23 protein-coding genes are annotated in these 24796 nt (G+C 75.4%); 15 read left to right on the plus strand and 8 right to left on the minus strand.

All coding sequences use genetic code 11. The features are described 5' to 3' along the window. Nucleotides 1–25 precede the first annotated feature (25 nt). The 4 genes from E9565_RS04880 to E9565_RS04895 all read left to right on the plus strand — a co-directional run bounded on the left by E9565_RS04880 (nucleotide 26) and on the right by E9565_RS04895 (nucleotide 2999). Nucleotides 26–553 (plus strand): HNH endonuclease, encoded by a 528-nt coding sequence (locus E9565_RS04880; protein ID WP_236825210.1) that lies wholly within the window; start codon nucleotides 26–28, stop codon nucleotides 551–553. 61 nt (nucleotides 554–614) lie between these two features. Further along, nucleotides 615–2048, plus strand: coding sequence for an amidase (locus tag E9565_RS04885; RefSeq protein WP_236825209.1), 1434 nt, complete (start codon nucleotides 615–617; stop codon nucleotides 2046–2048). Between the two features lie 30 nt (nucleotides 2049–2078). Further along, on the plus strand, nucleotides 2079–2480 hold the full coding sequence (locus E9565_RS04890; protein WP_236825208.1) for a hypothetical protein: 402 nt from the start codon (nucleotides 2079–2081) through the stop codon (nucleotides 2478–2480). Nucleotides 2481–2534: 54 nt separating this feature from the next. Further along, on the plus strand, nucleotides 2535–2999 hold the full coding sequence (locus E9565_RS04895) for a DUF5130 family protein (protein WP_236825207.1): 465 nt from the start codon (nucleotides 2535–2537) through the stop codon (nucleotides 2997–2999). Between the two features lie 65 nt (nucleotides 3000–3064). On the opposite strand, the gene pepN is transcribed toward E9565_RS04895, so the two are convergent. Further along, nucleotides 3065–5614 carry an aminopeptidase N gene (gene pepN, locus E9565_RS04900; RefSeq protein WP_236834230.1) on the minus strand — a complete coding sequence of 850 codons (2550 nt, stop codon included), beginning with the start codon at nucleotides 5612–5614 and terminating at the stop codon, nucleotides 3065–3067. Between the two features lie 132 nt (nucleotides 5615–5746). Between pepN and E9565_RS04905 the strand changes: the two genes are divergently transcribed. Together E9565_RS04905 and E9565_RS04910 are read left to right on the plus strand one after the other, a co-directional pair. Beyond that, nucleotides 5747–6412 carry a DsbA family protein gene (locus E9565_RS04905; RefSeq protein WP_236834231.1) on the plus strand — a complete coding sequence of 222 codons (666 nt, stop codon included), beginning with the start codon at nucleotides 5747–5749 and terminating at the stop codon, nucleotides 6410–6412. Between the two features lie 126 nt (nucleotides 6413–6538). Next, nucleotides 6539–7300, plus strand: a complete 762-nt coding sequence (locus E9565_RS04910) for an SDR family oxidoreductase (RefSeq protein ID WP_236834232.1) — start codon at nucleotides 6539–6541, stop codon at nucleotides 7298–7300. Here E9565_RS04910 and E9565_RS04915 read toward each other — a convergent pair. Further along, complete coding sequence (locus E9565_RS04915; protein ID WP_236825203.1) at nucleotides 7287–8057, minus strand: MBL fold metallo-hydrolase; 771 nt, start codon at nucleotides 8055–8057, stop codon at nucleotides 7287–7289. The two genes, E9565_RS04910 and E9565_RS04915, sit on opposite strands and share 14 nt — an antisense overlap. Then, entirely contained in the window at nucleotides 8054–8200 is a 147-nt protein-coding gene (locus E9565_RS04920) for a hypothetical protein (protein ID WP_236825202.1), read from the minus strand. The genes E9565_RS04915 and E9565_RS04920 overlap by 4 nt, the downstream gene beginning before the upstream one ends. Nucleotides 8201–8226: 26 nt before the next feature. Between E9565_RS04920 and E9565_RS04925 the strand changes: the two genes are divergently transcribed. From E9565_RS04925 to argG, 3 genes are read left to right on the plus strand one after another with little or no spacing between them, the layout of a single operon-like run. Continuing rightward, nucleotides 8227–8718 carry a ribose-5-phosphate isomerase gene (locus E9565_RS04925; protein ID WP_236825201.1) on the plus strand — a complete coding sequence of 164 codons (492 nt, stop codon included), beginning with the start codon at nucleotides 8227–8229 and terminating at the stop codon, nucleotides 8716–8718. Next, a complete protein-coding gene (locus E9565_RS04930; RefSeq protein ID WP_236825200.1) occupies nucleotides 8715–9293 on the plus strand; it encodes a hypothetical protein in 579 nt (192 codons plus the stop codon). The genes E9565_RS04925 and E9565_RS04930 overlap by 4 nt, the downstream gene beginning before the upstream one ends. Nucleotides 9294–9347: 54 nt before the next feature. Beyond that, nucleotides 9348–10799 (plus strand): argininosuccinate synthase, encoded by a 1452-nt coding sequence (gene argG / locus E9565_RS04935; protein ID WP_236825199.1) that lies wholly within the window; start codon nucleotides 9348–9350, stop codon nucleotides 10797–10799. Nucleotides 10800–10883: 84 nt separating this feature from the next. On the opposite strand, the gene E9565_RS04940 is transcribed toward argG, so the two are convergent. The 3 genes from E9565_RS04940 to E9565_RS04950 all read right to left on the minus strand — a co-directional run bounded on the left by E9565_RS04940 (nucleotide 10884) and on the right by E9565_RS04950 (nucleotide 14134). After that, nucleotides 10884–12125: a GNAT family N-acetyltransferase gene (locus E9565_RS04940; protein ID WP_236834233.1), complete on the minus strand. Its 1242-nt coding sequence runs from the start codon at nucleotides 12123–12125 to the stop codon at nucleotides 10884–10886. 66 nt (nucleotides 12126–12191) lie between these two features. Then, nucleotides 12192–12836, minus strand: a complete 645-nt coding sequence (locus E9565_RS04945; protein ID WP_236825197.1) for a response regulator transcription factor — start codon at nucleotides 12834–12836, stop codon at nucleotides 12192–12194. Further along, the gene (locus E9565_RS04950; protein WP_236834234.1) at nucleotides 12827–14134 is read right to left on the minus strand and encodes a sensor domain-containing protein; all 1308 of its coding nucleotides are present in this window, start codon (nucleotides 14132–14134) and stop codon (nucleotides 12827–12829) included. The genes E9565_RS04945 and E9565_RS04950 overlap by 10 nt, the downstream gene beginning before the upstream one ends. A gap of 232 nt (nucleotides 14135–14366) precedes the next feature. Between E9565_RS04950 and E9565_RS04955 the strand changes: the two genes are divergently transcribed. The 4 genes from E9565_RS04955 to E9565_RS04970 all read left to right on the plus strand — a co-directional run bounded on the left by E9565_RS04955 (nucleotide 14367) and on the right by E9565_RS04970 (nucleotide 19456). Beyond that, nucleotides 14367–16016 (plus strand): hypothetical protein, encoded by a 1650-nt coding sequence (locus E9565_RS04955; RefSeq protein ID WP_236834235.1) that lies wholly within the window; start codon nucleotides 14367–14369, stop codon nucleotides 16014–16016. A 109-nt stretch (nucleotides 16017–16125) separates the two neighbouring features. After that, nucleotides 16126–17892 carry a bifunctional UDP-sugar hydrolase/5'-nucleotidase gene (locus tag E9565_RS04960; RefSeq protein ID WP_236834236.1) on the plus strand — a complete coding sequence of 589 codons (1767 nt, stop codon included), beginning with the start codon at nucleotides 16126–16128 and terminating at the stop codon, nucleotides 17890–17892. Between the two features lie 133 nt (nucleotides 17893–18025). Beyond that, the gene (locus E9565_RS04965; RefSeq protein WP_236834237.1) at nucleotides 18026–19009 is read left to right on the plus strand and encodes a sigma-70 family RNA polymerase sigma factor; all 984 of its coding nucleotides are present in this window, start codon (nucleotides 18026–18028) and stop codon (nucleotides 19007–19009) included. 81 nt (nucleotides 19010–19090) lie between these two features. After that, a complete protein-coding gene (locus E9565_RS04970; RefSeq protein WP_236834238.1) occupies nucleotides 19091–19456 on the plus strand; it encodes a hypothetical protein in 366 nt (121 codons plus the stop codon). Between the two features lie 236 nt (nucleotides 19457–19692). Here E9565_RS04970 and E9565_RS04975 read toward each other — a convergent pair whose 3' ends face one another. Beyond that, entirely contained in the window at nucleotides 19693–21240 is a 1548-nt protein-coding gene (locus E9565_RS04975; protein WP_236825191.1) for an MFS transporter, read from the minus strand. Nucleotides 21241–21417: 177 nt separating this feature from the next. Between E9565_RS04975 and E9565_RS04980 the strand changes: the two genes are divergently transcribed. Together E9565_RS04980 and helR are read left to right on the plus strand one after the other, a co-directional pair. Then, on the plus strand, nucleotides 21418–21741 hold the full coding sequence (locus E9565_RS04980) for a cation:proton antiporter (protein WP_374201722.1): 324 nt from the start codon (nucleotides 21418–21420) through the stop codon (nucleotides 21739–21741). 111 nt (nucleotides 21742–21852) lie between these two features. Further along, nucleotides 21853–23994: an RNA polymerase recycling motor ATPase HelR gene (helR, locus tag E9565_RS04985; protein ID WP_236834240.1), complete on the plus strand. Its 2142-nt coding sequence runs from the start codon at nucleotides 21853–21855 to the stop codon at nucleotides 23992–23994. Nucleotides 23995–24059: 65 nt separating this feature from the next. Here the strand turns inward: helR and E9565_RS04990 are convergent. Then, on the minus strand, nucleotides 24060–24796 hold a 737-nt coding region (locus tag E9565_RS04990; RefSeq protein WP_236834241.1), incomplete at its 5' end, for a DUF4349 domain-containing protein.

A 24796-nucleotide genomic window follows, 5' to 3' on the forward strand; every position in this document is an offset into this window, starting at 1 on the left:
CGACCCTGTCCCGCCGCTCGTCCCCGTGCCCTCGCCCACGACCACGGGCGCCACCCTCCTGCTCAACGCCACCTACGAACCGCTGTGCGTGGTGTCCAGCCGGCGGGCGATCGTGCTCGTCCTCGCCGAGAAGGCGGAGTCGGTCGACGTCACCGCCGACGTCTGCCACGCCGAGACGGTGAGCCTGCCCGTGCCCGTCGTCGTGCGGCTCACCCGCTACGTCCGCGTGCCCTACCCGGCGTCGGTGCCGCTGTCCCGCCGGGCGGTGTTCACCCGCGACGGGCAGACCTGCGTGTACTGCGGCGGGTCGGCCACGAGCATCGACCATGTGGTGCCGCGCAGCCGCGGCGGCACCCACACCTGGGACAACGTGGTGGCGGCCTGCCGCCGGTGCAACCACACGAAGGCCGACCGCTCGCTGGCCGAGCTCGGCTGGAAGCTGCCCCGCCCGCCCAGCACGCCCAGCGGTGCGGCCTGGAGGCTGCTCGGGCACCGCACCGTCGACCCCCGTTGGCGCGAGTGGCTGGGGGTGCCGGAGAGCGTCAGCGCCTGACGGCCCCGGGCCCCCACCACGCCGGCGCGCGCGGGCGGTCCAGGGGGCTAGCGTGCCTGCCGTGACCGCGCTGCACGACCTGACCGCCCTCGAGCAGGCCGCCGCCGTCCGGGCGAAGGAGGTGAGCCCCACCGAGCTCGTGGCGCACGCGCTGGCGCGCATCGACGCGCACGACGCCGGTCTCGGGGCCTTCATCACCGTCACCCCCGAGCGGGCGCTGGCCCAGGCCGCCCGGGCCGAGGCGCGGGTCCGGGAGGGTGGTGAGCTGCCCCCGCTGCTCGGCGTCCCCACCGCGATCAAGGACCTCAACAACACCGCCGGCGTGCGGACGACGTTCGGCTCGGCCGCGCTCGCCGACTTCGTGCCGGCCGTCGACGACGCCGTCGTGACCCGGCTCGCCGACGCGGGGACGATCAGCGTGGGCAAGACGAACACGCCCGAGTTCGGCTTCCCCTGCTACACCGACAACGACCTCGCCGGCCCGGCCCGCTGCCCGTGGGACACCTCGCTGCTCGCCGGCGGCTCCAGCGGGGGAGCGGCCGTCGCCGTCGCCGCCGGGTTCGTGCCGTTCGCGCAGGGCAGCGACGGCGGGGGCTCGGTCCGCATCCCGGCCAGCATCAACGGCCTGTTCGGCATCAAGCCGACCCGCGGCCGGATCAGCAACGCCCCGTACGGCAGCGAGGTGACCGGCCTGGGCACCAGCGGCCCGCTGGCCCGGACCGTGCGGGACGCCGCGGCGATGCTGGACGCGATGGCCGGCGCGGAGATCGGCGACCCGTTCTGGGCGCCGCCGCTGCCGCCGGGGGAGAGCTTCCTCGGGTGGGCCGACCGGGAGCCCGGCCGGCTGCGCATCGGGCGCTACACGGAGTCGGCCATGCCCGGGGTGGAGCTGGAGCCCGAGGTGGCCGAGGCCTTCGAGGACGCCGGGCGGCTGCTCGAGGGCCTCGGGCACGTCGTCGAGGACGTGCCGACCGGGCTGCTCGACCCCGCGGTGCTGCCCTCCTTCGAGGCGGTCTGGGCGCTGGGTGCCACGACGCTCCCGGTGCCGCCCGGGAGCGAGCCGCTGCTGAAGCCGCTGACCCGCTGGATGCAGCAGCGGGGCCTGGCGCTGTCGGCGCGGGACGCGATGCAGGCGATGTTCGCCCTGCGCGTCTTCTCCCGGCAGTTCCTCCGCGCGACGGCCGGCTACGACGTCCTGCTCGCGCCGGTGCTCACCATGACCCCCCGGCCGCTCGGCTGGTTCGGCGAGGACGGCGAGGGCGGGGCGGACTTCGAGCGGCAGAAGCGCTACGCCGCCTTCACGGCGCTGTTCAACGTCACCGGGCAGCCCGCGGTCAGCGTCCCGCTGCACTGGAGCGCCGGGGGGCTGCCGATCGGCACCATGCTCGTGGGCCGGCCCGCCGACGAGGCGACCCTCGTCTCGCTCTCGGCCCAGCTGGAGGCCGCGCGGCCGTGGGCGCACCGCCGCCCCGCCGTCTGGACCGACAGCCGATGAGGACGACGGTGTCCCGGTAAGTTGTCGGGCGTGACCGTCGCCGAGACCCTCCTCGTCTACGCCGGCATCCCGCTGGCCATCGTCCTCGTGCTGGCGCTGCTGACGCTGCGGCCCGGCGCCGACCGGCGCCCCCGCTACAAGCCCGGCCAGCCGTGGAAGCACGCCCCGGTCTGGTACGAGCCGCACCCGGCGACCGTCGGTGGCCACGGCCCGGCGCCCAGCCACGGCCCGGCGGCCGTCCCGGGCAGCGGCACCGCCGCGCTGGGCTCGTCGGTCTACCCGGAGCAGCCGGGGGAGCGCGCCCTGGACGCGAACGCCGGCGCCGGCCCCCAGGTGGCGATCGGTGCGCAGGACGCGCACCGCGGTGGCGCGACGGCCGCCCGTCTCCCGCAGGCCGCGGGCCCGCTGGGCGGCGCCCGTGGGACCTGGTGACGGGGCCCCGGTGACCGCTTCCCCTGTTCCGACGACCATCCCCGGAGGCCGGCGATGACCCGCGCGCCCGAGCTCAACACCCCCCGCACCGGCACCGACGTCGGCGACACGCTCCACCCGCGCACGGCGGAGCCCAAGCTCGACGAGGTCTTCAGCTACCGGGAGCTGGCCCGCCTCGACGAGGCGCTGACCATGTCCTCCCGCGAGACGGGGCTGCGCTTCACGCTGTACGTGGGCGAGCTGGACACCCCGACCCGCGCCGCCGCCGAGCAGCTGCACGCGCGCTCGGGGGACCACCCGACCGACGCCGTGCTGATCGCCGTGTCGCCCGGCCAGCGGGTGGTGGAGGTGGTCACCGGTGCCGGGGCCGCGCGCCGGCTCCCCGACCGCGCCTGCGCCCTCGCGGTGCTCTCCATGACCAGCGCGTTCGCCAACGGCGACCTGGTCGGTGGCATCGTGAACGGCCTGCGCCAGCTGTCGGACCAGGCGGGGCACCCCGCGGGGCTGCGCACCCACTGATCGACGACGGGAGAGGCGCCGCACCCTGACGGGTGCGGCGCCTCTCCCGTGCTGCGGTGGAGGAGCTACTCCGCGGCGGCGTCCCGCTCCCGGGCACGCAGCGCGCGGGCGATGCCGTCGCGGCCCTCGAACACCAGCCGGCGCAGCGCCGGCGGCTGCTCGGCGTCGGAGAGCCAGGCGTCGGCGGCGGCGATGGTGCGCGGCTCCACCACCGGCGGGAAGAGGTACTGCACCGCGTTCTTCGCGATCTCGCCGGGGCGGCGGTCCCACAGCGGGCGGATGTCGGCGAAGTAGCGGTCCACGTACCCGGCGGTGAGCTCGCGCTGGGCCGGGTGCCAGAACCCCTGCAGGATCGCCTCGTGCACGGCGTTCGGGATCGACTCGTCGGTGAAGGCCTGCCGCCAGGTCTGCTCCTTCGACTCCGCCGTCGGCCGCAGCGCCCGCGCCGTGGCCGCCCGCCGGATGCCGGTGGCGGTGGCGTCGCGCTCGGCCTCCGCGTCGATCTCGGCGTTCCCAGCCGCGCCGATCGCGACGAGCCCGTGCAGGAACGCCCACCGCGCGTCGGCGTCGACCTCGAGCCCCTCGGGGGTGCGTGAGCCGTCGAGCAGCCCGCGCAGCGCCGCCGCGTGCTCCTCGGTGCGGGCCGCGCTGGCCAGCGTGCGGGACCACAGCAGCTGCTGGTCGCTCCCGGCCGGCGCGGCCTCGAGCGCCGCCAGCGCGTGGTCGGCCAGCAGCGCCCAGCCGGTCGGCGCCCAGGCCGGGTCGGCGAAGGAGGAGAGCGCGCTCTGCACCCGGGCCAGCAGCGACTGGATGACGCTGCTCTCGGTCTCGGCGCCGATCCCGGCCAGCACCAGCTGGACCCACTCGCGGGCGGGCAGCTCGGCGTCGCGGGTCATGTCCCAGGCCGCCGACCAGCACAGCGCGCGGGGCAGCGGGTCGGGGATGTCGCCGATGCGGGCGCGCAGGGTGGCCAGCGACTTCTCGTCGAGCCGGATCTTGGCGTAGGTGAGGTCGTCGTCGTTCACCAGCACCAGGTCGGCGGCGGGGTGGCCGACGAGCTCGGGCACCTCGGTGCGCGCGCCGGCCACGTCGAGCTCCACCCGGTGGTTGCGGGTCAGCCCGTCGGGGCCCTCGCTGTACAGGCCCACGGCCAGCCGGTGGTTGCGCAGCACCGGGTGCTCGGCGACCGCCGTCTGCTCGATGGCGAAGCTCGTGTAGCGGCCGTCGTCGCTGAGCTCGAACACCGGCCGCAGGGTGTTGACCTGGCTGGTGCGCAGCCACTGGTCGGCCCACTCCGAGAGGTCGCGTCCGGAGCTCTCCGACAGCGGGCCCAGCAGGTCGGCCAGGGTGGTGTTGCCGTACTCGTGCCGGCGGAAGTAGCGCCGGACCCCGGCGAGGAACTCGTCCCGCCCGACGTAGGCCACCAGCTGCTTGAGCACCGAGGCGCCCTTGGCGTAGGTGATGCCGTCGAAGTTGACCTCGACCGCGGCGACGTCGGGGATGTCGGCGGCGATCGGGTGGGTCGAGGGGAGCTGGTCCTGCGCGTAGGCCCAGGCCTTCTCGGTGTTGGCGAACGTCGTCCACGCGGTCGTGTACTCGGTCGCCTCGGCCTGGCACAGCGTGCTGATGTAGGTCGCGAAGGACTCGTTGAGCCACAGGTCGTCCCACCAGCGCATGGTCACCAGGTCGCCGAACCACATGTGCCCGAGCTCGTGCAGGATCGTCTCGGCGCGGCGCTCGTAGCGGGCCCGGCTCACCTTGGACCGGAAGACGTAGTCCTCCAGGAAGGTGACCGCACCGGCGTTCTCCATCGCGCCGGCGTTGAACTCGGGCACGAAGAGCTGGTCGTACTTGTCGAACGGGTACGGGTAGTCGAACACCCGGTGGTAGAAGTCGAAGCCCTGCTTGGTCACCCGGAACAGCTCGTCCGGGTCGAGGTACCGGGCCAGCGACGCCCGGCAGTACAGCCCGAGCGGGATGCCCTCGTGCAGGTCGGTGACCTTGGCGTACGGGCCGGCGATCAGCGCGACCAGGTAGGTGGAGATGCGCTTGGTGGGCGCGAAGTGCACCAGCTGCGACCCGCCCTCACCGGCCTCGATGGTGCGGTCGCCGGTGTTGGAGACGACCTGCCAGTCGAAGGGCGCCGTCACGTGCACCGTGAAGGTGGCCTTGAGGTCGGGCTGGTCGAAGCAGGTGAACATGCGCTTGGCGTCGGCCGGCTCGAACTGGGTGTAGAGGTAGACCTGCCCGTCCTCGGGGTCCAGGAAGCGGTGCAGCCCCTCGCCGGTGTTGGAGTAGCGGCAGTCCGCCGTCACCACCAGCGTGTTGTGCTCGGCGAGGCCGGGCAGCGGCAGGCCGCCCTCCTCGGTGTAGGAGCTGACGTCGAGCTCGGTGCCGTTCAGCGTCGCCGAGTGCACCGTCTCGGCGACCAGGTCGATGAAGGTGCCCTCGCCGGGGCGGCGGCAGGTGAACTCGACGGTCGTCGTCGACCGGAAGGTCCGCTCGCCGGGGTGCCCCGCGCCGTCGGTGACGTCGAGGGAGATGTCGTAGCTCCGGACGGCCAGGAGCTCGGCGCGGGCGGCGGCGTCGGTGCGGGTCAGGTTGGGTACGGCCACCCCGGCAGTTTGTCAGGCGGTGCCGACGGCCCGCCGCCGTCCACCGGGAACAACCCCCCGGCCCGGCGACTTGGCTCATCGCAGACGGCCCGGGCACTCGGCGACCCGGGCACCCCAGAGCGAGGAGCAAGGATGACCGAGGCAGTGCAGAGCGCCCCGACGAGGGCCCGCGTCGACTTCTGGTTCGACCCGCTGTGCCCGTGGGCCTGGCTCACCAGCCGCTGGGTGCTCGAGGCGGCCAAGGTCCGCGAGATCGACCTGCACTGGCACGTCATGTCTCTGGCGGTGCTCAACCGCGGCCGCGACCTCCCGGAGGCCTACCAGGAGATGATGGCCATGGCCTGGGGCCCGGTGCGGGTCGCGATCGCGGCCGCGCAGCAGCACGGCGACGAGGTGCTCGGTGACCTCTACACCGCGATGGGCACCCTGCGGCACCACGAGGGCGTCGAGCTCGAGGACCTCATCGCCCCCGCCCTGGAACGGGTCGGGCTGCCGGCGTCGCTGGCCGAGGCCGCCGGCTCGACCGAGTACGACATCGCGCTGGAGAAGAGCCACCACGAGGGCATGGACCCGGTCGGGGAGGACGTCGGGACGCCGGTCATGCACATCGACGGCGTGGCGTTCTTCGGCCCGGTCATCAGCAAGGTGCCCACCGGGGAGGACGCCGGCAGGGCCTTCGACGGCGCCGTGCTGCTGGCGAACCTGCCCGACTTCTGGGAGCTCAAGCGCACCCGTACCTCGGACCCGGACATGAGCTCGGTCCCGGCCGGCGCCCTGGAGCTCACCCGCCGGCGGTGACGCCCCGGGCGTCTCGTGCACAGAGCGCCGCGGGTGGGTGCACGAAGCGCCGCGGCGCTATGTGTACAAAGCGCCGCGGCGCTGTGTGCACGAAGCGCCGCGGGTGGGGTGCGGCATCCTGTCGGGATGCCGCACCCCACCCGCCAGCGCATCTTCATCTCCGGCGCCAGCTCCGGCCTCGGCGAGGGCATGGCCCGCCGGTTCGCCGCGATGGGCCGCGACCTCGCCCTTTGCGCCCGCCGGACCGACCGGCTCGAGGCGCTGCGGGCCGAGCTGCGGGCGGCCCACCCCGGCATCCGGGTCGAGGTCGCCGCGATGGACGTCGACGACCCGGGGTCGGTGGCGACCGCCTTCGCCGACCTCGCCGAGCGGCTCGGCGGCTTCGACCGCGTGGTCGTGAACGCCGGCATCGGCGCGGGGACGTCCGTGGGCGCCGGCGGGGCGGCCGGCAACCGCGCCGTGCTGCACACCAACGTGCTCGGGTCGCACGCGCAGTGCGAGGCGGCGATGGAGCTGTTCCGCCGCCAGGGGATGGGGCACCTGGTGCTGATCTCCTCGGTCGCCTCCGTGCGCGGCATGCCCGGCAGCCGGACCGCCTACGGGGCGAGCAAGGCGGCGCTGAACGCGCTGGCCGAGGGCATCCGCTCGGACGTGTACGGCTCGGGCATCGTCGTCTCGACGATCCTGCCCGGCTACATCGCGACCGACATCAACGTCGGCCGCCGGGGCCCGCTGACCGTCGGCCTGGACAAGGGCGTCGAGGCGCTCGTCGAGGTGGTCGAGCGGGAGCCGGTGTGCGGTTACGTGCCCGAGTGGCCGTGGCGGCCGGTCGCGGCGCTGCTGCGCGTGCTGCCCCTGTCGGTCGTCCGGCGGGTCACCGGCTCGTGAGCGGCCGCCCGGCAGCGACCGCCATCGTCCCGGCCGGGTAGGGCCCCGGCCCGCCCTGGCGCAGCGCGGTCAGGACGGCGAGCAGCTCCTCCCGCTGGGCACCGACGAACGCCGCGTCGACCACCGCGCCGTGGCCGGGCACCACCGGGCCGCGGGCGAGCGCGTGCAGCCGGCCGAGGGTGGCCGGCCAGTCCGCCGGCCAGGAGTCCCCGAAGTCCGGCGGTGCCCCCTGCTCGACCAGGTCGCCGGCGAAGAGCACGGTCGCGTCGCCGGCGACCTCCACCTCGACCACCAGGTCGTGGTCGGTGTGCCCCCGGCCGAGGTGCCGCAGGACCACCTCGCGGCCGCCGACGTCGAGCACGGCGACGTCGTCGACGAGGTGGTCCGGCGGGTCGATCGGGGCCGCCCGCAGGAGGGTGGCCTCCTCGCCGGCCAGCGTGTCGGCGACGGCGGCCCGCTGCGCCTCGCCGTCGGCGCGCAGGGCCGCCGCGCAGCCCCGCGAGCCCCAGACCGGCGCCGGGCGGAACGCCGCGTTGCCGAAGCAGTGGTCGTAGTGGGCGTGGGTGTTGACCACCGTCCACGGGTGCGGCGTGACCGCGCGGACGGCCGCCACCAGGTCGGCCGCCTCACCGAGGTGCGAGCGGGTGTCGACGACCAGGCAGGCGCCGTCGCCGAGCACGAGGCCGCAGTTGAGGTCCAGCGAGCGGTGCCGGCGCACCAGGACGCCGTCGGCCACCTCCTGCCAGCCGGTGCTCACCAGCAGACCCGCATCGGTCGGCCGCCGGAGTGCAGGCGGCCGTCGCCGACGCGCTCCCCGCGGCCCTCGAGCAGCCGCCGCGCCGACCACGCCGCGGCGCAGGCGTGCAGCCCGCGCCGACCGCCGACTCGGGAAACAGCCACGGTCGCAGCCTGACAGACTGCCGGTCATGCGCGTCTTCATCGGCACCGACCACGCGGGCCTGGAGTTCAAGGAGCACCTCAAGCGGGCGCTTGCCGAGGCCGGCCACGAGCCGGTCGACTGCGGCGCTTTCGAGTACGACGCCCAGGACGACTACCCGCCGTTCTGCTTCGAGGTGGGGGAGCGGACCGTCGCCGAGCCGGGCACCCTCGGCGTCGTCATCGGGGGCTCGGGCAACGGCGAGCAGATGGCCGCGAACAAGGTGCCCGGTGTCCGCGCCGCGCTGGTCTGGAACACCGCGACCGCGCGGCTGGCCCGCGAGCACAACGACGCGAACGTGGTCGCCGTCGGCGCCCGCCAGCACAGCGACGAGGAGGCCACGGCCCTCGTGCTGGAGTTCCTCGGGACGCCGTTCAGCGGCGACGAGCGGCACGTCCGGCGGATCGGCCTGATCAGCGACTACGAGCGCGACCGGCACCGCCCCGCGGGTGGGCTGCCCACCCGGTCCCAGCACCCGTGAGCGGTCTCGGCGGCGGCGCGGTCCGCACGGCGCTCGCCGTCGTCGGGGACCTGCTCGACCGGGTGCCGGACGGGTCGGCCCCGGTGCCGGTCATGGGGCGGCCGGTCACCGGCGTGGTCCACCACGTGGCCGCTGCCCTGGCCTGGTACTCCCACGACCTCGCCGCCGGCGCCGGCGAGGTCAGCGCCGCCGACCTCGTGGCGCGGCCGGACGCCGGCCTGGGGACGACGTCCCGGAGCCTCGCCGCCTGGGGTGAGGTGCTGGCGCGCACGCTGGACGGCGCGGCGCCGGGGGAGCGCGGGTGGCACTCCCACGGCGTCGCGGACCCGACCGGGTTCGCCGCGATCGCCTGCGCCGAGCTGCTGGTCCACGGCGCCGACGTCGCGGGCGCGGTCGGCCTGGACTGGCAGCCGCCGGCCGAGGTCGCCGGGGCGGTGCGGGACCGGCTGTTCCCGGACGTCCCCGCGGGCGACGACCCGCTGGCCGACCTGCTCTGGGCGACCGGGCGGCTGGCCCTGCCCGGTCGGCCCCGGCGCGGGGAGTGGCGATACGCGATGCGACCACCGGCCGGCTGACGGCCTCGGCCGGGGCGGTGTGAATGACCATGCATGGTCGTGCATACTTGTGCCGTGTCCAAGGTGCTCACCTCCCTGCCCGTCGGCGAACGCGTCGGCATCGCCTTCTCCGGTGGTCTCGACACCTCCGTAGCGGTCGCGTGGATGCGCGACAAGGGTGCGGTGCCCTGCACCTACACGGCTGACATCGGCCAGTACGACGAGCCGGACATCGCCTCGGTGCCGGGCCGGGCCACGGCCTACGGCGCGGAGATCGCCCGGCTGGTCGACGGCAAGGCCGCCCTGGTGGAGGAAGGGCTGGCCGCACTGACCTGCGGGGCGTTCCACATCCGTTCCGGGGGTCGCAGCTACTTCAACACCACGCCGCTGGGGCGCGCGGTCACCGGCACCCTGCTGGTGCGGGCGATGCTCGAGGACGACGTCCAGATCTGGGGCGACGGCTCGACCTTCAAGGGCAACGACATCGAGCGGTTCTACCGGTACGGGCTGCTGGCCAACCCGGGCCTGCGGGTCTACAAGCCGTGGCTGGACGCCGACTTCGTCACCGAGCTCGGCGGCCGCACGGAGATGTCGGAGTGGCTGGTCGCGCACGGCCTGCCCTACCGGGACAGCGCCGAGAAGGCCTACTCCACCGACGCCAACATCTGGGGCGCGACGCACGAGGCCAAGACGCTCGAGCACCTGGACACCGGCATCGAGACCGTCGAGCCGATCATGGGCGTGCGGTTCTGGGACCCGGCGGTCGAGATCGCACCCGAGGACGTGACCATCGGCTTCGCCCAGGGGCGGCCGGTGACGATCAACGGCGAGGAGTTCGGCTCCGCCGTCGACCTGGTGCTGGCGGCCAACGCCATCGGCGGGCGGCACGGCCTGGGCATGTCCGACCAGATCGAGAACCGGATCATCGAGGCCAAGAGCCGCGGCATCTACGAGGCGCCCGGCATGGCGCTGCTGCACATCGCCTACGAGCGGCTGGTCAACGCCATCCACAACGAGGACACCCTGGCGACCTACCACTCCGAGGGGCGGCGGCTGGGCCGGCTCATGTACGAGGGGCGCTGGCTGGACCCCCAGGCGCTGATGCTGCGGGAGTCGCTGCAGCGCTGGGTCGGCATGGCCGTCACCGGCGAGGTCACGCTGCGGCTGCGGCGCGGCGAGGACTACTCGGTGCTCGACACCGCCGGCCCGGCGTTCAGCTACCACCCGGACAAGCTGTCGATGGAGCGCACGCAGGACTCGGCGTTCGGTCCGGTGGACCGCATCGGCCAGCTGACCATGCGGAACCTCGACATCGCCGACTCCCGGGCCAAGCTCGAGCAGTACGCCCGGCTCGGGATGGTCGGTGGCGCGCCGTCGCACGCGGCCATCGGTGCGGCCCAGGCCGCGGCGACCGGGCTGATCGACGTCACCGAGGAGGGCGGCGCCGAGGCGATCGCCTCCCGCGGCCAGGTCCCGGCCGACGAGGAGCTGCTGGACCGCGCGGCGATGGAGGCCGGCACCGACTGACGGCCGGGCAGCGGCCCCGGGTCGGACATCTCGCGCGTCGGGATGTCCGGCCGGGGGGCATCGTGGCGCGTTCGTCGGCGCTCCTCAGAAGCTGTCGGGGCACCAGGGCGTCACCGGCCAGCTGAACGCCGTCGACGCCAGCGTCACCGCCCCGGGGCTCACCTCGGTCACCCGCCCGGCGGCCTGCAACGCGGCCAGCGGGACGCCGCCCAGGTAGGCCGCCGACAGCTCCTCGATGCCCAGCACGATGTCGGGATCGCGGTCGGTGCGCGCGCAGTAGCCACCGGCCGGGTGCCCGGAGAGGCGCCAGCGCCCCTCGTTCCACGGGCAGAACGGGTCGCGCACCTCCAGCACGAGGTCGATCGGGGCCGGGTAGCGGCGGGCGGCCAGGGCGCGGTCGACGTCGACCAGCCGCACCCACAGCCCGTCGACCGGCGTGCTGTGGAGGGCCCGCGCGTCGGTGACCAGCCAGCGCAGCGGGTCCTCCGGCGATGCGGCCGGGTACTTGAGCGTGCGCACCAGGTCGACCGACAGCAGCACCTGCCACAGCGCGGCGTAGGCGGGGGTGCCGGTCGCCCGCACCTCCTGGACGACCACGGTGCCCTCCGGCTCGCCGGTGTCGCTCCACGCGCCCTTCACCCGGAAGGTGGCGTAGCCGGTGACCGTGCCGTCGGCCTCCCGGTGGAGCAGGTACCGCCGGGCCGAGGCGCCCTCCCGGCCGGAGGGGTCGTCGCGCATCTGCCGGTCCCACCAGCGGTCGTCGCGGACCATGTTGCCGGGCACCCACCGGTGCACCGCCCCGTGCACCGCCACGGCGGCCGGGCGGAACTCCTCCGCGGAGACCTGCTCGACCCGGCCGGTGCCCAGGTCGGCGTCGGGCCGCAGCCGCAACCGCTCCGTCCGGCCGGAGAACCGGGCCTCCCGGGTCGCCGGCGCGTAGCCGAACCGGCCGTAGATCGGGTACTCGGCGGCCCAGAGCCCCGCCACCGGCTCGCGCTGCTGCTCGTGCAGCTCCGTCAGCTGGCGGCGCATGATCGCGGTGAGCACGCCGCGCCGGCGGTGGGTCGGGGCGACGGTGACCCACGTGACGCCGGCGCAGGGCACCAGCGCGCCGGGGACGGCGAGGATGCGGCTGTAGATGCCGGCGGTGGCGACCACGCGGTCGCCCTCCCACATCGACAGCGACCGGTCCAGCTCCGCCACCGACGACGGCCGCTCGGCGAAGGACGCCGGCGCCTCCTCCGCGAACGCGTCGTGCATGGCGTGGGCGAAGGCCGGCCACTCGTCGAGGGTCACCGGGCGCAGGCGGGCGTCGACATCGGTCACGCCGACGTGTCTACCGGTCGGGTCCGACGCTCCGCCAACGAGTTCGGCGCCGGGCCGGGGCACCGGTCATCCGCGCAGGTACGCCAGCGTCGCCAGCACCCGGCGGTGCTGGTCCTCGTCCTGGCCGAGCCCGAGCTTGGCGAAGATGTGCTGGGTGTGCTTCTCCACCGCTCCCGGCGTGACCACCAGCGCCCGGGCGATCGCGGTGTTCGAGCGGCCCTCGGCGATCAGCCCGAGCACCTCGCGTTCCCGCGGGGTGAGCCGGCGCACCGGGTCGTCGGCCCGGCGGCGCGCGAACAGCTGGGCCACCACCTGGGGGTCGAGGACCGTGCCGCCGCCCCGGACGTCCTCCAGCGCGGTGAGGAACGTGTCGACGTCGGCGACCCGGTCCTTGAGCAGGTAGCCCACGCCGCCGGCGCCGTCGGCCAGCAGCTCGTCGGCGTAGGCGACCTCCACGTACTGGGAGAGCACCAGGACGGCGGTGCCCGGCGCCGCGGCCCGCGCCGCGACCGCGGCCCGCAGGCCCTCGTCGGTGTGCGTCGGGGGCATGCGGACGTCGACGACGGCGACGTCGGGCCGGTGCTCGGTGACCGCCCGGACCAGGGAGGGCCCGTCGGCGACCGCGGCCACCACCTCGGCGTCGGCCTCCTCGAGCAGCCGGACCAGCCCCTCGCGCAGCAGCACCGAGTCCTCGGCGAGCACTACGCGCACGGCAGGTCCCCGGTCAGCCGGGTCGGCCCGCCGCGGGGGCTGTCGACGACGAGCACGCCGTCGACGGCCTGCAGCCGGTCGGCCAGCCCTGCGAGGCCGTGGCCGGGCGCCGTGACCGCGCCGCCGGCGCCGTCGTCCTCGACCACCACCCGCAGCCGGGTGCCGGTGCAGGTGACCTGCACCCGGCACGTCGTCGCGCCGCTGTGCTTGGCCACGTTCGCCAGCGCCTCGCTGACCACGAAGTAGGCGGTGTTCTCGGTGACCGGGGCCAGCCGCTCGGTGGGCAGGTCGACGGCGAGGTCGACCGGCACGGCGGAGCGGGCGGCGAGGGCGGCCAGCGCGGCGGCGAGCCCTCGGTCGGCCAGCACCGGCGGGGCGATGCCGCGCGACAGCGCGCGCAGCTCCTCCAGCGTCTCGCGGGCGAGCCCGGCGGCCTCGCCCAGGGTCTCCCGCGCGGCGTCGGGGTCGCGGTCGAGCTGCCGCTGGGCGCGGGCGAGGTCCATGCCCAGGCGCACCAGCCGCTGCTGCGGTCCGTCGTGGATGTCGCGCTCCAGCCGGCGCAGCGCCACCGCCTCGGCGGCGACCGCCGCGTCCCGGCCACCGGCCAGCCGGCCGATCTCGGCCTGCGTCGCCGCCCGGGAGGTGAGCAGCAGCCGGCCGAACCCCGCCTGCAGCAGCGCCACCGCGCGGACGGCGAACGGCAGCAGCAGGGCGAACACCAGGCCGATCAGCGCGTACAGCGCGATCCGCCGGAAGGCGGTGCTCTCGAAGCCGAGCACCTCGAGCAGGTCGGTGTTGCCCGGGTCGCGGGAGGCGTCGGGCAGCGCCCAGTCCCACGTCCAGTAGGTGAGGCCGCCGAGGGCGACCGCCCAGAACGTGACCGTCACCGTGAACGACAGGATGACGAACGGCAGCCGGAGCACGGCGTGCAGCGCGTCCAGCCAGCTCTGCGGGTCGCGCAGCGGCGTGACCAGGCGGCGGACCGGGCGCCCCTCGGCCCGGCGGTACACGGGCCGGGGCACGGCCTCGCCGAGCACCGCGGGCAGCCACGCCCGCTCGGCGGTAGCGAAACCCCGGGCGGCCAGCAGGGTGGCGGCCAGCACCGCCACCCCGACCCAGACGACCAGCAGGCCGGCGCCGGCCGCCAGCCCGGGAACGACGACGACGAACGCGGCCACCCCGGCGGGGAACCCGGCCAGCGCGTAGCCGGTGTCCACCCCGAGCTGGCGCAGCCGGTTCGGCCGGGGAGAAGGGAGCGGTCCGCCCGCGGTGGCGAGCACGAGGGTGTCCGCGGTCATGGCCCCGAGCCTGCTGCGGGCCAGCTCCCGGACCCATCCCGCTGGCTGGCCGGTTCGTGGTCGGGCCGTCCCGACTGCGGTGCTGCGGTCATCTCGGTGCGGGATGGTCCACCGCCGCCGGAGCCGTGTCCAGCGACCCGGCCGCGGCGGCACCCCGGCTACTGTCGGGTGCTGTCACGCCGGCGTCGACGTGCCGTCCGCTCGTCGGCCCCCCGAACGACGGAGGACCCTCGTGCGCTCTCGCACCATCCCGCTCGCGCTCAGCGCGGCGCTGCTCGCCGGCTGCACCTCCTCCGGCGACGAGGAGCCCGCGGAGGCGCCCGTCGCGGAGGCCGTCACGGCGGCTCCCGAGGAGCGGCTGACGGTCGTCGCCGACGAGGACCCGGTGGGGACGGCGGTGAGCACCAGCCGCGCGCTGTTCGGCTCCTCCGACGTCGCGGTGCTGGCGGACGAGGGCGACCGCGCCGGGATGCTGATGGGCGCGTCGGCGGCCGTGGCGATGGGCGTCCCGCTGCTGGTCACCACCGGGGCGGAGACGCCGGAGCCGGTGACCGGGGAGCTGGACCGGCTGGGCACCGGGGCGGTGCTCGCCGTCGGCGACGCCGCGCTGACCGGCTCCGACGTGGACGTCGTGGCGGTCGCGGCCGACGCCGGTGCGGTGGCGGCGGCGACCGGGCTCGACCTGGCCGACGGCGAGCCGGTACCGGCCGACGGCGACGCCGCGGCCGTCGCGGCCCTCGACCCCGAGGAGCCGGCAGCGCTGCGGGCGGAGGGCGGCAGCGGTGCTGCCGCGGACCCGACGGAGGAGGGCGCGGGCGGGGAACTGCCGGCGACCACCCGCCCGGAGCCGCTGGAGGACACCGTCGTGCTGGCCTCCGGCGAGCCCGGCTCGCTGGCCGGCATCGCGACGGCCCGCGCCGCCGGCGCGCGGGTGCTGCTCACCGGCGGCACCACCGACCCGCGCACCTCCGCCGACGTCGTCAGCGCGCTCGGCGAGGAGGACCCCGGCTCGGTCGTCGCCCTCGGCGCGGGCTTCGCCGCCGAGGACGGCCTGGACTGGAAGGTCGAGACCGCCGCCACCGGGGTGCAGCTGCCCGGCGGTGGGCAGACCCTGTTCCCGGGCAAGCTGCTGGTCGCCCTCTACGGCCACCCCGGCACCGCCGCGCTCGGCCTGATGGGCGAGCAGCCGGTGGAGGCGGCCGTCGAGCGGGCCCGGGCCCACGCGGCGCCCTACGAGCCACTGGTCGAGGAGACGGTCGTGCCCGCGTTCGAGATCATCGCGACGATCGCCTCGGCCTCGGCCGGGCCCGACGGCGACTACTCCGCGGAGGCCGACCCCGAGTTCCTGCGGCCGTGGGTGGAGGCGGCCGGGGAGGCCGGCATGTACGTCGTCCTCGACCTGCAGCCGGGGCGGACCGACTTCGTCACCCAGGCCGAGCTGTACCGCTCGCTGCTGGAGCTGCCGCACGTCGGCCTGGCGCTGGACCCCGAGTGGCGGCTGGAGCCGGACCAGGTGCACCTGCGCCAGATCGGGTCGGTGGACGTGGAGGAGGTCAACCGCGTGGTCACCTGGCTGGCCGACCTCACCCGCGAGAACCAGCTGCCGCAGAAGCTGCTGGTGCTGCACCAGTTCCGCCTGGACATGATCCCGGGCCGCGACCGCGTCGACCTGGGCCGCGACGAGCTGGCCGTGATGGTGCACGCCGACGGCCAGGGCGGGCAGGGTGCCAAGCAGGGCACCTGGAACGCGCTGCGCCAGGGCGCTCCCGAGGGCCTGTGGTGGGGCTGGAAGAACTTCTACGACGAGGACATCCCGATGCTCACGCCGGATCAGACGATCAGCGACGTGGAGCCCGATCCCCAGCTGATCAGCTACCAGTAGCGCTCCGGTCACCCGCCGTCCGCCCGGCTGTCGGTGCCCGTCCCTACTCTCCCTCCCGGATCCCCTGCGCACCGTCACGGGGACCGATCGATCGAGAGGAACCAACCGGATGAGACGGCGGACCACGCTGTCCGTGGCGGCCGCGGCGGCGGCGCTCACCCTGGCGCCCCTGAGCCCGGCCGCGGCCGCGCCGCAGGCGTCGGACGACCTGACGCTCACCATGCTGGCCACCACCGACCTGCACGGGCGTGTGCAGAACTGGGACTACTTCGCCGACCGCACCTACTCGGAGAACGCGGGGTTCGAGACCGGCCTGGCGAAGGTGGCCACGGTCGTCGACTCGGTCCGCGCGGAGCGGGGGGAGGAGAGCGTCCTCGTGGTCGACAACGGCGACTTCCTCCAGGGGACGCCGCTGACGTACTACTACGCCAAGCAGGAGCCGGTCACCGAGACCCGCGTCGAGCACCCGATGGCGGCGGCGTACGACGCGATCGGCTACGACGCGCAGGTCGTCGGCAACCACGAGTTCAACTACGGGCTGGACCTGCTGCGGGCGTACGAGAAGGACGTCGACCACCCGGTGCTCGGCGCGAACGTGCTCCGCGACGGCACCCCGCGGCCGTACCTGGAGCCGTACACGATAGAGACGATGCGCGTCCCCGGCCACCGGCCGGTCAAGGTCGGCATCATCGGCCTGACCACCCCGGGCTCGGCGATCTGGGACAAGGGCAACGTCGAGGGCCGGGTCACCTTCCAGGACATGGTCGAGGCGGCGGAGAAGTGGGTGCCGGTCGTCGACCGCAAGGCCGATGTCGTCGTCGTCCTCTCGCACGCCGGGGTCGGCGGGACCTCCTCCTACGGTCCCGAGGTGCCCACGGAGAACCCGTCGGACGTCATCGCCCGCACCGTGCCCGGCATCGACGCGATGGTGGTCGGCCACACCCACCGGAACGCCGCCTCGCAGGTCGTCACCAACGAGGTCACCGGTGAGGAGGTGCTGCTCACCCAGCCGTACCGCTGGGGCGCCACCGTCTCCCAGGTCGACATCGACCTGCAGCGGGTCCGCGGGCGGTGGGACGTCGTCGGCACCTCCGCCACGGCGCTGAGCACCGCGGGTGTCGCGGAGTCGGAGAAGGTCGTGGACGCCACGGAGGAGGCGCACGCGACCACCGTCGAGTACGTCAACCAGGTGGTGGCGACATCGGCGGAGGAGCTCTCGGCGGTCACCAGCCGGTACGAGGACACCGCGATCCTGGACTTCATCCAGGACGTGCAGACCGACACCGTGGCCACCGCCCTGGAGGGCACGGACCGGGCCGACCTGCCGGTGCTCTCCATCGCGGCGCCGTTCAGCCGGGAGGCGGTGTTCCCGGCCGGGAACGTCACGATCCGCGACATCGCCGGGCTCTACATCTACGACAACACGCTCGAGGCCGTGGAGCTGACCGGTGCCCAGCTGAGGGACTACCTGGAGTTCTCCGCCGGGTACTTCACCCAGGTGCCGGCCACCGGGGACGTCGACCCCGGGTCGATCACCAACGCCGGCGGCCGGCCCGACTACAACTACGACATCCTGTCGGGCGTCAGCTACGAGATCGACGTGGCGGAGCCGGCCGGCTCGCGGATCGTCGGGCTCTCCTACGAGGGGGCCCCGGTGGCCGACGGCGACCGGTTCGTCGTGGCCGTGAACAACTACCGCCGCAGCGGCGGGGGCAACTTCCCGCACATCTCCACCGCGCCGGTGGTCTACAACGAGCAACTGGAGATCCGCCAGCTGCTCATCGAGCGGGCCCAGGAGGTCGGTGTGATCGACCCGGCGGACTTCTTCGTCGAGAACTGGCAGCTGGTGCGCGACGGGGTGCCGCTGCTCCCGTGACGGGCTGAGACCGACCCGCCCGGACGGGCGTGAGGGGCCGGGAGCCCCCGGAGCCACCGCGCTCCGGGGGCTCCCGATCTGTCGGTGGCCTGTGGTGTGCTGACCGCCACATCGATCGCGAGGGGTGACTCCTGTGACCAGTGCCGTCATCGGCCCGGCGGAACAGCTCGACCCGCGGCTGCTCGAGCACCGCCGCGAGCTCACCGGCTACTGCTACCGCATGCTCGGCTCGGTGTTCGACGCCGAGGACGCGGTGCAGGAGACCCTCGTCCGCGCCTGGCGCGGGCTGTCGGACTTCGAGGGTCGGTCGGCGCTGCGGTCGTGGCTCTACCGCATCGCCACGAACGTCTGCCTCGACCAGCTCGCCGGCCGGCAGCGCCGCGCCCTGCCGATGGACCTCGCCGGCTCCCCGTACCCGCCGGTCCCTGCGTCGCTGAGCGGGCGCAGGCCGGCGACGGCGTGGATCGAACCGGTCCTCGACCGCCAGGTCCTGCCCGAGGACGGCGACCCGGCCGACCAGGCGGTGGCCAAGGAGTCGGTGCGGCTGGCGTTCGTCGCCGCCCTCCAGCACCTCCCGCCGAAGCAGCGGGCGGTGCTCATCCTGCGAGAGGTGCTGCGCTGGAAGGCCGACGAGGTCGCCGAGCTGCTCGACACCACCGTCGCCTCGGTCAACAGCGCCCTGCAGCGCGCCCGGGCCACGCTCGCCGACGCGGGCGGCCGTCCGGCGCCGCGCACCCTCGACGACGACGCCCGCGCCCTGCTGGCCCGCTACCTGGACGCCTTCGAGCGGTACGACATCGACGCGTTCGTGCAGCTGCTGCACGAGGACGCCACGCAGCACATGCCGCCGTTCGAGATGTGGCTGCGCGGGCGTGAGGACATCGGCGCCTGGATGGTGACCGAGCCGGCCAGCGCCTGCCGGGGGTCCCGGCTGATCGAGACCTCGGCCAACGGGACGCCGGCCTTCGCCCAGTACCGGCCGGCCGAGGGGGGTGGTCACGTGCCGTGGGGGCTGCACGTGCTGGAGATCGAGGACGGCCGGATCGCCCACATCTCCAGCTTCCTGAACCTCGATTGCGAGCTGTTCGCCGCCCTGGGGCTGCCGACGGAGCTGTGAGGCCACGGCTCCGCGGCGCACCGGGACGGGCCCGGTCCGCCCCGGCTTGACCGGGTCGGCGCCTCGCGCCGGCCTGTGCGGATGGCGGCACGGGTGATGCCCGTGCACGGGCGGTGGGCGTGGGACGCGCGCGGCGAGGGCCGGGGGGTCCGGGTGTCGAGGCACGTCGAGGCGGGGCTGCTCAACCTCGGCCTCTGGCGCGGGGAGACGTGCGTCGGCACGGCGCGGCCGGTGCCCGAGGACGTCCCGCACCTGGTCACCGCGCTGACCGACGGGCTCGGCGCGCTGGCCGCCCGCCCGCGGGTGCTCGGCCCGGACGCGGCCCGGGTGGCGGAGCTGGAGGGCCGGCCGGCGCGGCTGGAGCAGCGGCGCGCACCGCTGTGGCGGCGGGCGGCCGACGCCGCCGGCGGCTGGGCGGTCCGGAAGGCGGCGCGCCGGCCGCGGTAGAGATCGCTGGTCCGGACGCGGGCCCGGGGCCCGGGCCGCTCACCCCGCAGCTGCCCGGCCCGAGGCCCGCGATCCCTCCGCTGCTGGATCACGCGCGGCCGCCGGTCGTGCGGGCGTTCCCGCGGGAACGTCGTCGGTCCCGCCTCGGCCGGTCCGCTGCCTCCCACGTGCCGCGCTCCGCGGCGCGACCCTGCTGTCGGGGGTCCTCGGCCACCGGCCGACCTCGGCGGGCCCGGTCACGACGAGGTGGAGCGGCCCCCGGGAGCCGGGGCGTCCTCCCGCGGCAGCACGGCAGGGCCGGCGACCGGGCACTGCGGGTACTCCTCGATGTGGACCCGCCCGGGGCCGGACGGCTGCACCGGCGTCTCCGCAGCGGCGTCCCCGAGCGGGCGGCGCACGTAGAGGAGCGCCAGCAGCGCCCCGGCGACGAGGAGCCCGGCGAGGATCAGCATGGCCGCGCGGAAACCGTCGGCGAACGCCTCGGGATCGGTGTAGTCGGTGCCACCGATCCCCGCGGCGACCGGGACGACCGCGACCGCGAGCAGCCCGGCCGCCCGGGCGACGGCGTTGTTGACCCCCGAGGCGACACCGGCGTAGCGGTCGGGCGCGGAATCCAGCACGGTGGCCGTGAGCGGGGCGACCAGCAGCGTGAGCCCGGCGCCGAAGAGCAGCGCCCCGGGCAGCACGTCGAGCAGGTAGGAGGCGTCCGGGCCGATCCGCAGCATGAGCAGCACGCCACCGGCGGCGACCAGCGGCCCGGCGGTGAGCAGCGGGCGCGGCCCGATCCGCTGGGCCAGCGCCCCCACGCGCGCCGAGAACAGCAGCATCAGCACGGTGACCGGCAGCAGCGCCGTGCCGGCGAGCAGCGGGCTGAAGCCGGGGACCACCTGCAGGTGCAGGACGAGCAGCACGAACAGCGCGCCGAGCGCGGCGTAGACGAAGAGGGTGACGGCGTTCGCGGCGGTGAACTGCCGCTCCGCGAACAGCGACGGCGGCACCAGGGGGTGCCGCGACCGGCGCTCGACCGCCACGAACGCCGCCAGGCCCACGATCCCCGCCGCGCCCCACAGCCAGGTCGCCGCAGCCACGCCGCCCTCGCCGGCGGCGGTGAGCGCGTAGGTCAGCGCGCCGAGCCCCAGGGCGACCAGCGCCGTCCCGGCCCAGTCCAGCCGCGGCGCAGCGGCCGGGTCGCGCGACTCGGGCACGTGGCGGACGGCGACGAGGACGACCAGGGCCGCCAGCGGCAGGTTGATCAGGAAGACCGCCCGCCAGCTCCACTCCACCAGCCAGCCACCGACGAACGGCCCGACGGCGGCCGCGACCCCGGAGAGCCCGGACCAGGCACCGACCGCCGCGGCACGGTCGGGGCCGGAGAAGGACGCCGAGATGATCGCGAGGCTGCCGGGGGTCAGCAGCGCCCCGCCGATGCCCTGCAGCGCGCGGGCGGCCACCAGCGTCTCGATGTTCGGGGCCAGCCCGCACAGCAGCGACGCCAGGGCGAACCAGCAGACCCCGACGACGAAGATCCGCCGCCGCCCGTAGCGGTCGCTGAGCGAGCCACCCAGCAGGATGAGCGCGGCGAGCGTGAGCGTGTAGGCGTTGACCGTCCACTGCAGTCCCGCGAAGTCGGCGCCGAGGTCGGACCCGATCCGCTCCAGGGCGACGTTGACGACCGTGGCGTCCAGCATCGCGACGCCCGAGCCGAGCACCGTCGCGAGCAGCACCCAGCGCCCCCGGGCGGTGCCCATCCGCAGGCCCGCCCCGACCGGAGGTGGTGCGGTCATGTGCGTCATCCTCCTCGGACGGCTGCCGCCAGCATCGGTGCGGCGCCCGCTGCTGTGCAACGCCCGCGGCGACCCGGGATTCCGCGGGTGCCCGGCGGGCTCGGGAACCGCCGTCGTCGGCGGGCGACATGTCGCCATGTCGCCCTCGGCAGACGTCGTCATCGGGGCCGGCGAGGTGTGGTGCCGATCGGCGGGTTCCTGGTGGCCGGCGTCCTGATCGGCCCCGCCCAGCTCGGCGTCGTCGACAGCAGCGGGGCGGTGCAGGCCACCGCCGACATCGGCGTCATCCTGCTGCTGTTCACCATCGGGATCGAGTTCTCGCTGGAGCGGCTGGCGCGGGTGTGGACGTGGATCGCCGTCGCCGGTGGCCTGCAGCTGGTGCTCGCGAGCGGCACCGGCCTCGGCCTGACCCTCGCCCTGGGCGGGCAGTGGCGCGACGGCCTGTTCACCGGCTTCCGGCCGGGCAGCAGTGATGTGCCTTCGTCCCACTCGAACGTATAGCGCGCCCCGGGGCTTGCGGCAAGACCCCGGGGGGCTCGGACACTCGTCCGCCGGGGCCGGCTGACCGTGCGCGGACGGGCGCGGCGGCCGCCCCGGATCGGAGCCGCTGCCGTGACCGTGCACACCCGTGCCTTCGACCTCCCCGACCGCCTCGCCGCCAAGGCCGATCCCGCGCTGATCGCAGCCGACGAGCGGCACTTCACCCGGATCGCCGTGAGCCTCGACCGGTCGATCACCGAGCTCACCGAACGGCTGGCCGCCGAGCGAGCCGCCCGCGGCGGCACCGGCCGGGCGGCGCTGGACCGCGACCTGGAGGTGCACCGGCTGGCCACCCGGCTGCGCACCCTGCGGCGGTTCGGCCTGGACCTCTGCCTGGGCCGGGTCGTCCCGGCCGACGGCGGCGAGCCCGTCTACGTGGGGCGGCTCGGGCTCACCGACGGCGCCGGCCGCCGGCTGCTCGTCGACTGGCGGTCCCCGGCGGCGGAGCCGTTCTTCGCTGCCACCCATGCCGCACCGATGGGGCTGGCCAGCCGTCGCCGCTACCGCTGGACCCGCGGCCGGATCACCGACTACTGGGACGAGGTCTTCACCGCCGACGGCCTGGAGGGGCACGCCGCCCTCGACGACCAGTCGGCCTTCCTGGCGAGCCTCGGCGGGAGCCGGTCGGCCCGGATGCAGGACGTGCTCGGCACCATCCAGGCCGACCAGGACGCGATCATCCGAGCCGGCTCCCGCGGCGCCCTCGTCGTCGACGGCGGCCCGGGCACGGGCAAGACCGTCGTCGCCCTGCACCGCGCGGCCTACCTCCTCCACTCCGACCCGCGCCTGGGGCACCGCGGGGGCGGGGTGCTGTTCGTGGGCCCGCACGAGCCCTACCTAGCCTACGTCGCCGACGTCCTGCCCGGCCTGGGTGAGGAGGGGGTGCGCACCTGCACGCTGCGCGACCTGGTGCCCGAGGGGGCCGGCGCCCTCGACGAGGCCGACCCGGAGGTGGCGCGGCTGAAGTCGTCGGTGGGGATGGTGGCGGCGATCGAGGCGGCCGTCCGGTTCTACGAGGAGCCGCCGGCCCGCGGGACGACGGTCACGACGCCGTGGGACGACGTCCGGCTGACCGTCGAGAACTGGGCCGAGGCCTTCGAGGCGGTGGAGCCCGGCACCCCGCACAACGAGGCGCGCGAGCAGGTGCGGGAGTCGCTGGTGGACGTCGTGGTCGACGCGCACGACGACGTCGACCCGGACCTGGTCCGCGCCGCGGTGCGCCAGGACCGGCAGCTGCGGGCCGCGCTCGACCGGGCCTGGCCGCTGCTGGACGCGGCCGACGTCGTCGGGGACCTCTGGTCGGTGCCGGCCTACCTGCGGCGGTGCGCACCGGAGCTCGCGCCCGGCGAGGTGCGGCGGCTCCAGCGGAGCGACCCCCGGGCGTGGACGACGGCCGACCTGCCGCTGCTGGACGCGGCCCGGATGCGGCTCGGCGACGCCGGCGCGGTGCGGCGGCGGCAGCGCGAGGCCGCCGTCGTGGCCCGGGAGCGCGAGCGCATGTCGGCGGTGATCGACGAGCTGATCGCGGCCGACGACTCCGAGCTGCTGCTGATGACCAGCCTGCGCCACGGCGACCTCCGCGACGCCCTGGTCGACCAGGATGCCGTGCCCGCGGTGGAGGCCGACCCGCTGGCCGGGGCGTTCGCGCACGTCGTCGTCGACGAGGCGCAGGAGCTCACCGACGCCGAGTGGCAGGTGCTGCTGCGTCGCTGCCCGTCGCGGAGCTTCACCGTCGTCGGCGACCGGGCGCAGGCTCGGCGCGGTTTCCCCGAGCCGTGGGCGGAGCGGCTGCGCCGGATCGGGCTCACCGAGGTGCGGCAGATGTCGCTGACCGTCAACTACCGCACGCCGGCGGAGGTCATGGCCGAGGCCGAGCCGGTGATCCGCGCGGTGCTGCCGGACGCCAACGTGCCGACGTCGGTCCGCAGCACGGGGGTGCCGGTGGGGTACGGCTCCGTCGCGGAACTGGACGCGGTCGTGGACGGCTGGCTGGCGGAACACGGCGGGGGGACCGCCTGCGTCATCGGGGCGCCCGCGTTCCCGGAGCGGCCCCGGGTGCGGTCGCTGACCCCGGCGCTCGCGAAGGGGCTGGAGTTCGACCTCGTCGTCCTCGTCGACCCCGACGCGTTCGGGCCGGGCGTCGGGGGAGCGGTGGACCGCTACGTCGCGATGACCCGGGCGACGCAGCGGCTCGTCGTCCTCACGAGCCGGTGAGGGTCGAGCCGCGCCGGCCGCCGTCCAGCCGCGTGCGCACCCGGCTCGACGTCGCCCGGCGCGGGTCAGCCCTCGGTGGCCGCCGCCGGGGGCGGGGCAGCGGCCCGCCGCCGCGACCGGCGGAGCGGCACCAGCACCGCGGCGGCGACCAGCGCGGTGAGCGCCAGCCACGGCAGGACGACGCCGATCACCACGACCGTCCCGCCCGCGACGGCGACCAGGGACCGCCAGCCGGTGGCCAGCCCGTCCAGGAAGCCGTTTGGCCCGCCGGGGGGTGCGACGCCGAAGGGCTGCAGGTGCACCCGGAGCGTCGAGAGCTCCACCTGGTCGGCCAGCGCGGCCCGCCTCGACTGCAGCGACTCGAGGTCCTGCTGGCGCTGGGAGAGCGCCTGCTCGGCCTCGAGCAGGGCCTCGGTGGTGGCGGCGTCCGCCAGCAGGGCGAGCAGCCGCGCCACCGAGGCCTGCAGCGCGGAGATGCGCGCGTCGAGGTCGACGACGGTGGCGGTCACGTCGGAGCGGGACACGGACACGTCCTCGACGTCGCCGAGCTCGGCCAGGTCGGCGAGGACGCCGGTCAGCGCATCGGCGGGCACCCGCACGACGAGGTCGGCGACCGCACCCTCGACGCCGTCCGGGCCGGAGGTGGACTGCACGGTGCGCTCGTCGACGCGCCCCCCGGCGGACTCCACGAGCTCGCTGACCTGCTGGGCGCCGTCGGCCGGGTCGGCGACCGACACCGAGGTGTGGGCGGTGGCGACCACCTGCCGGTCGGCGGGGGCCTCGCCGCTGCCGGGGAGAGCGG

The organism is Blastococcus sp. KM273129 (assembly GCF_021698995.1).
Lineage (GTDB): Bacteria > Actinomycetota > Actinomycetes > Mycobacteriales > Geodermatophilaceae > Blastococcus.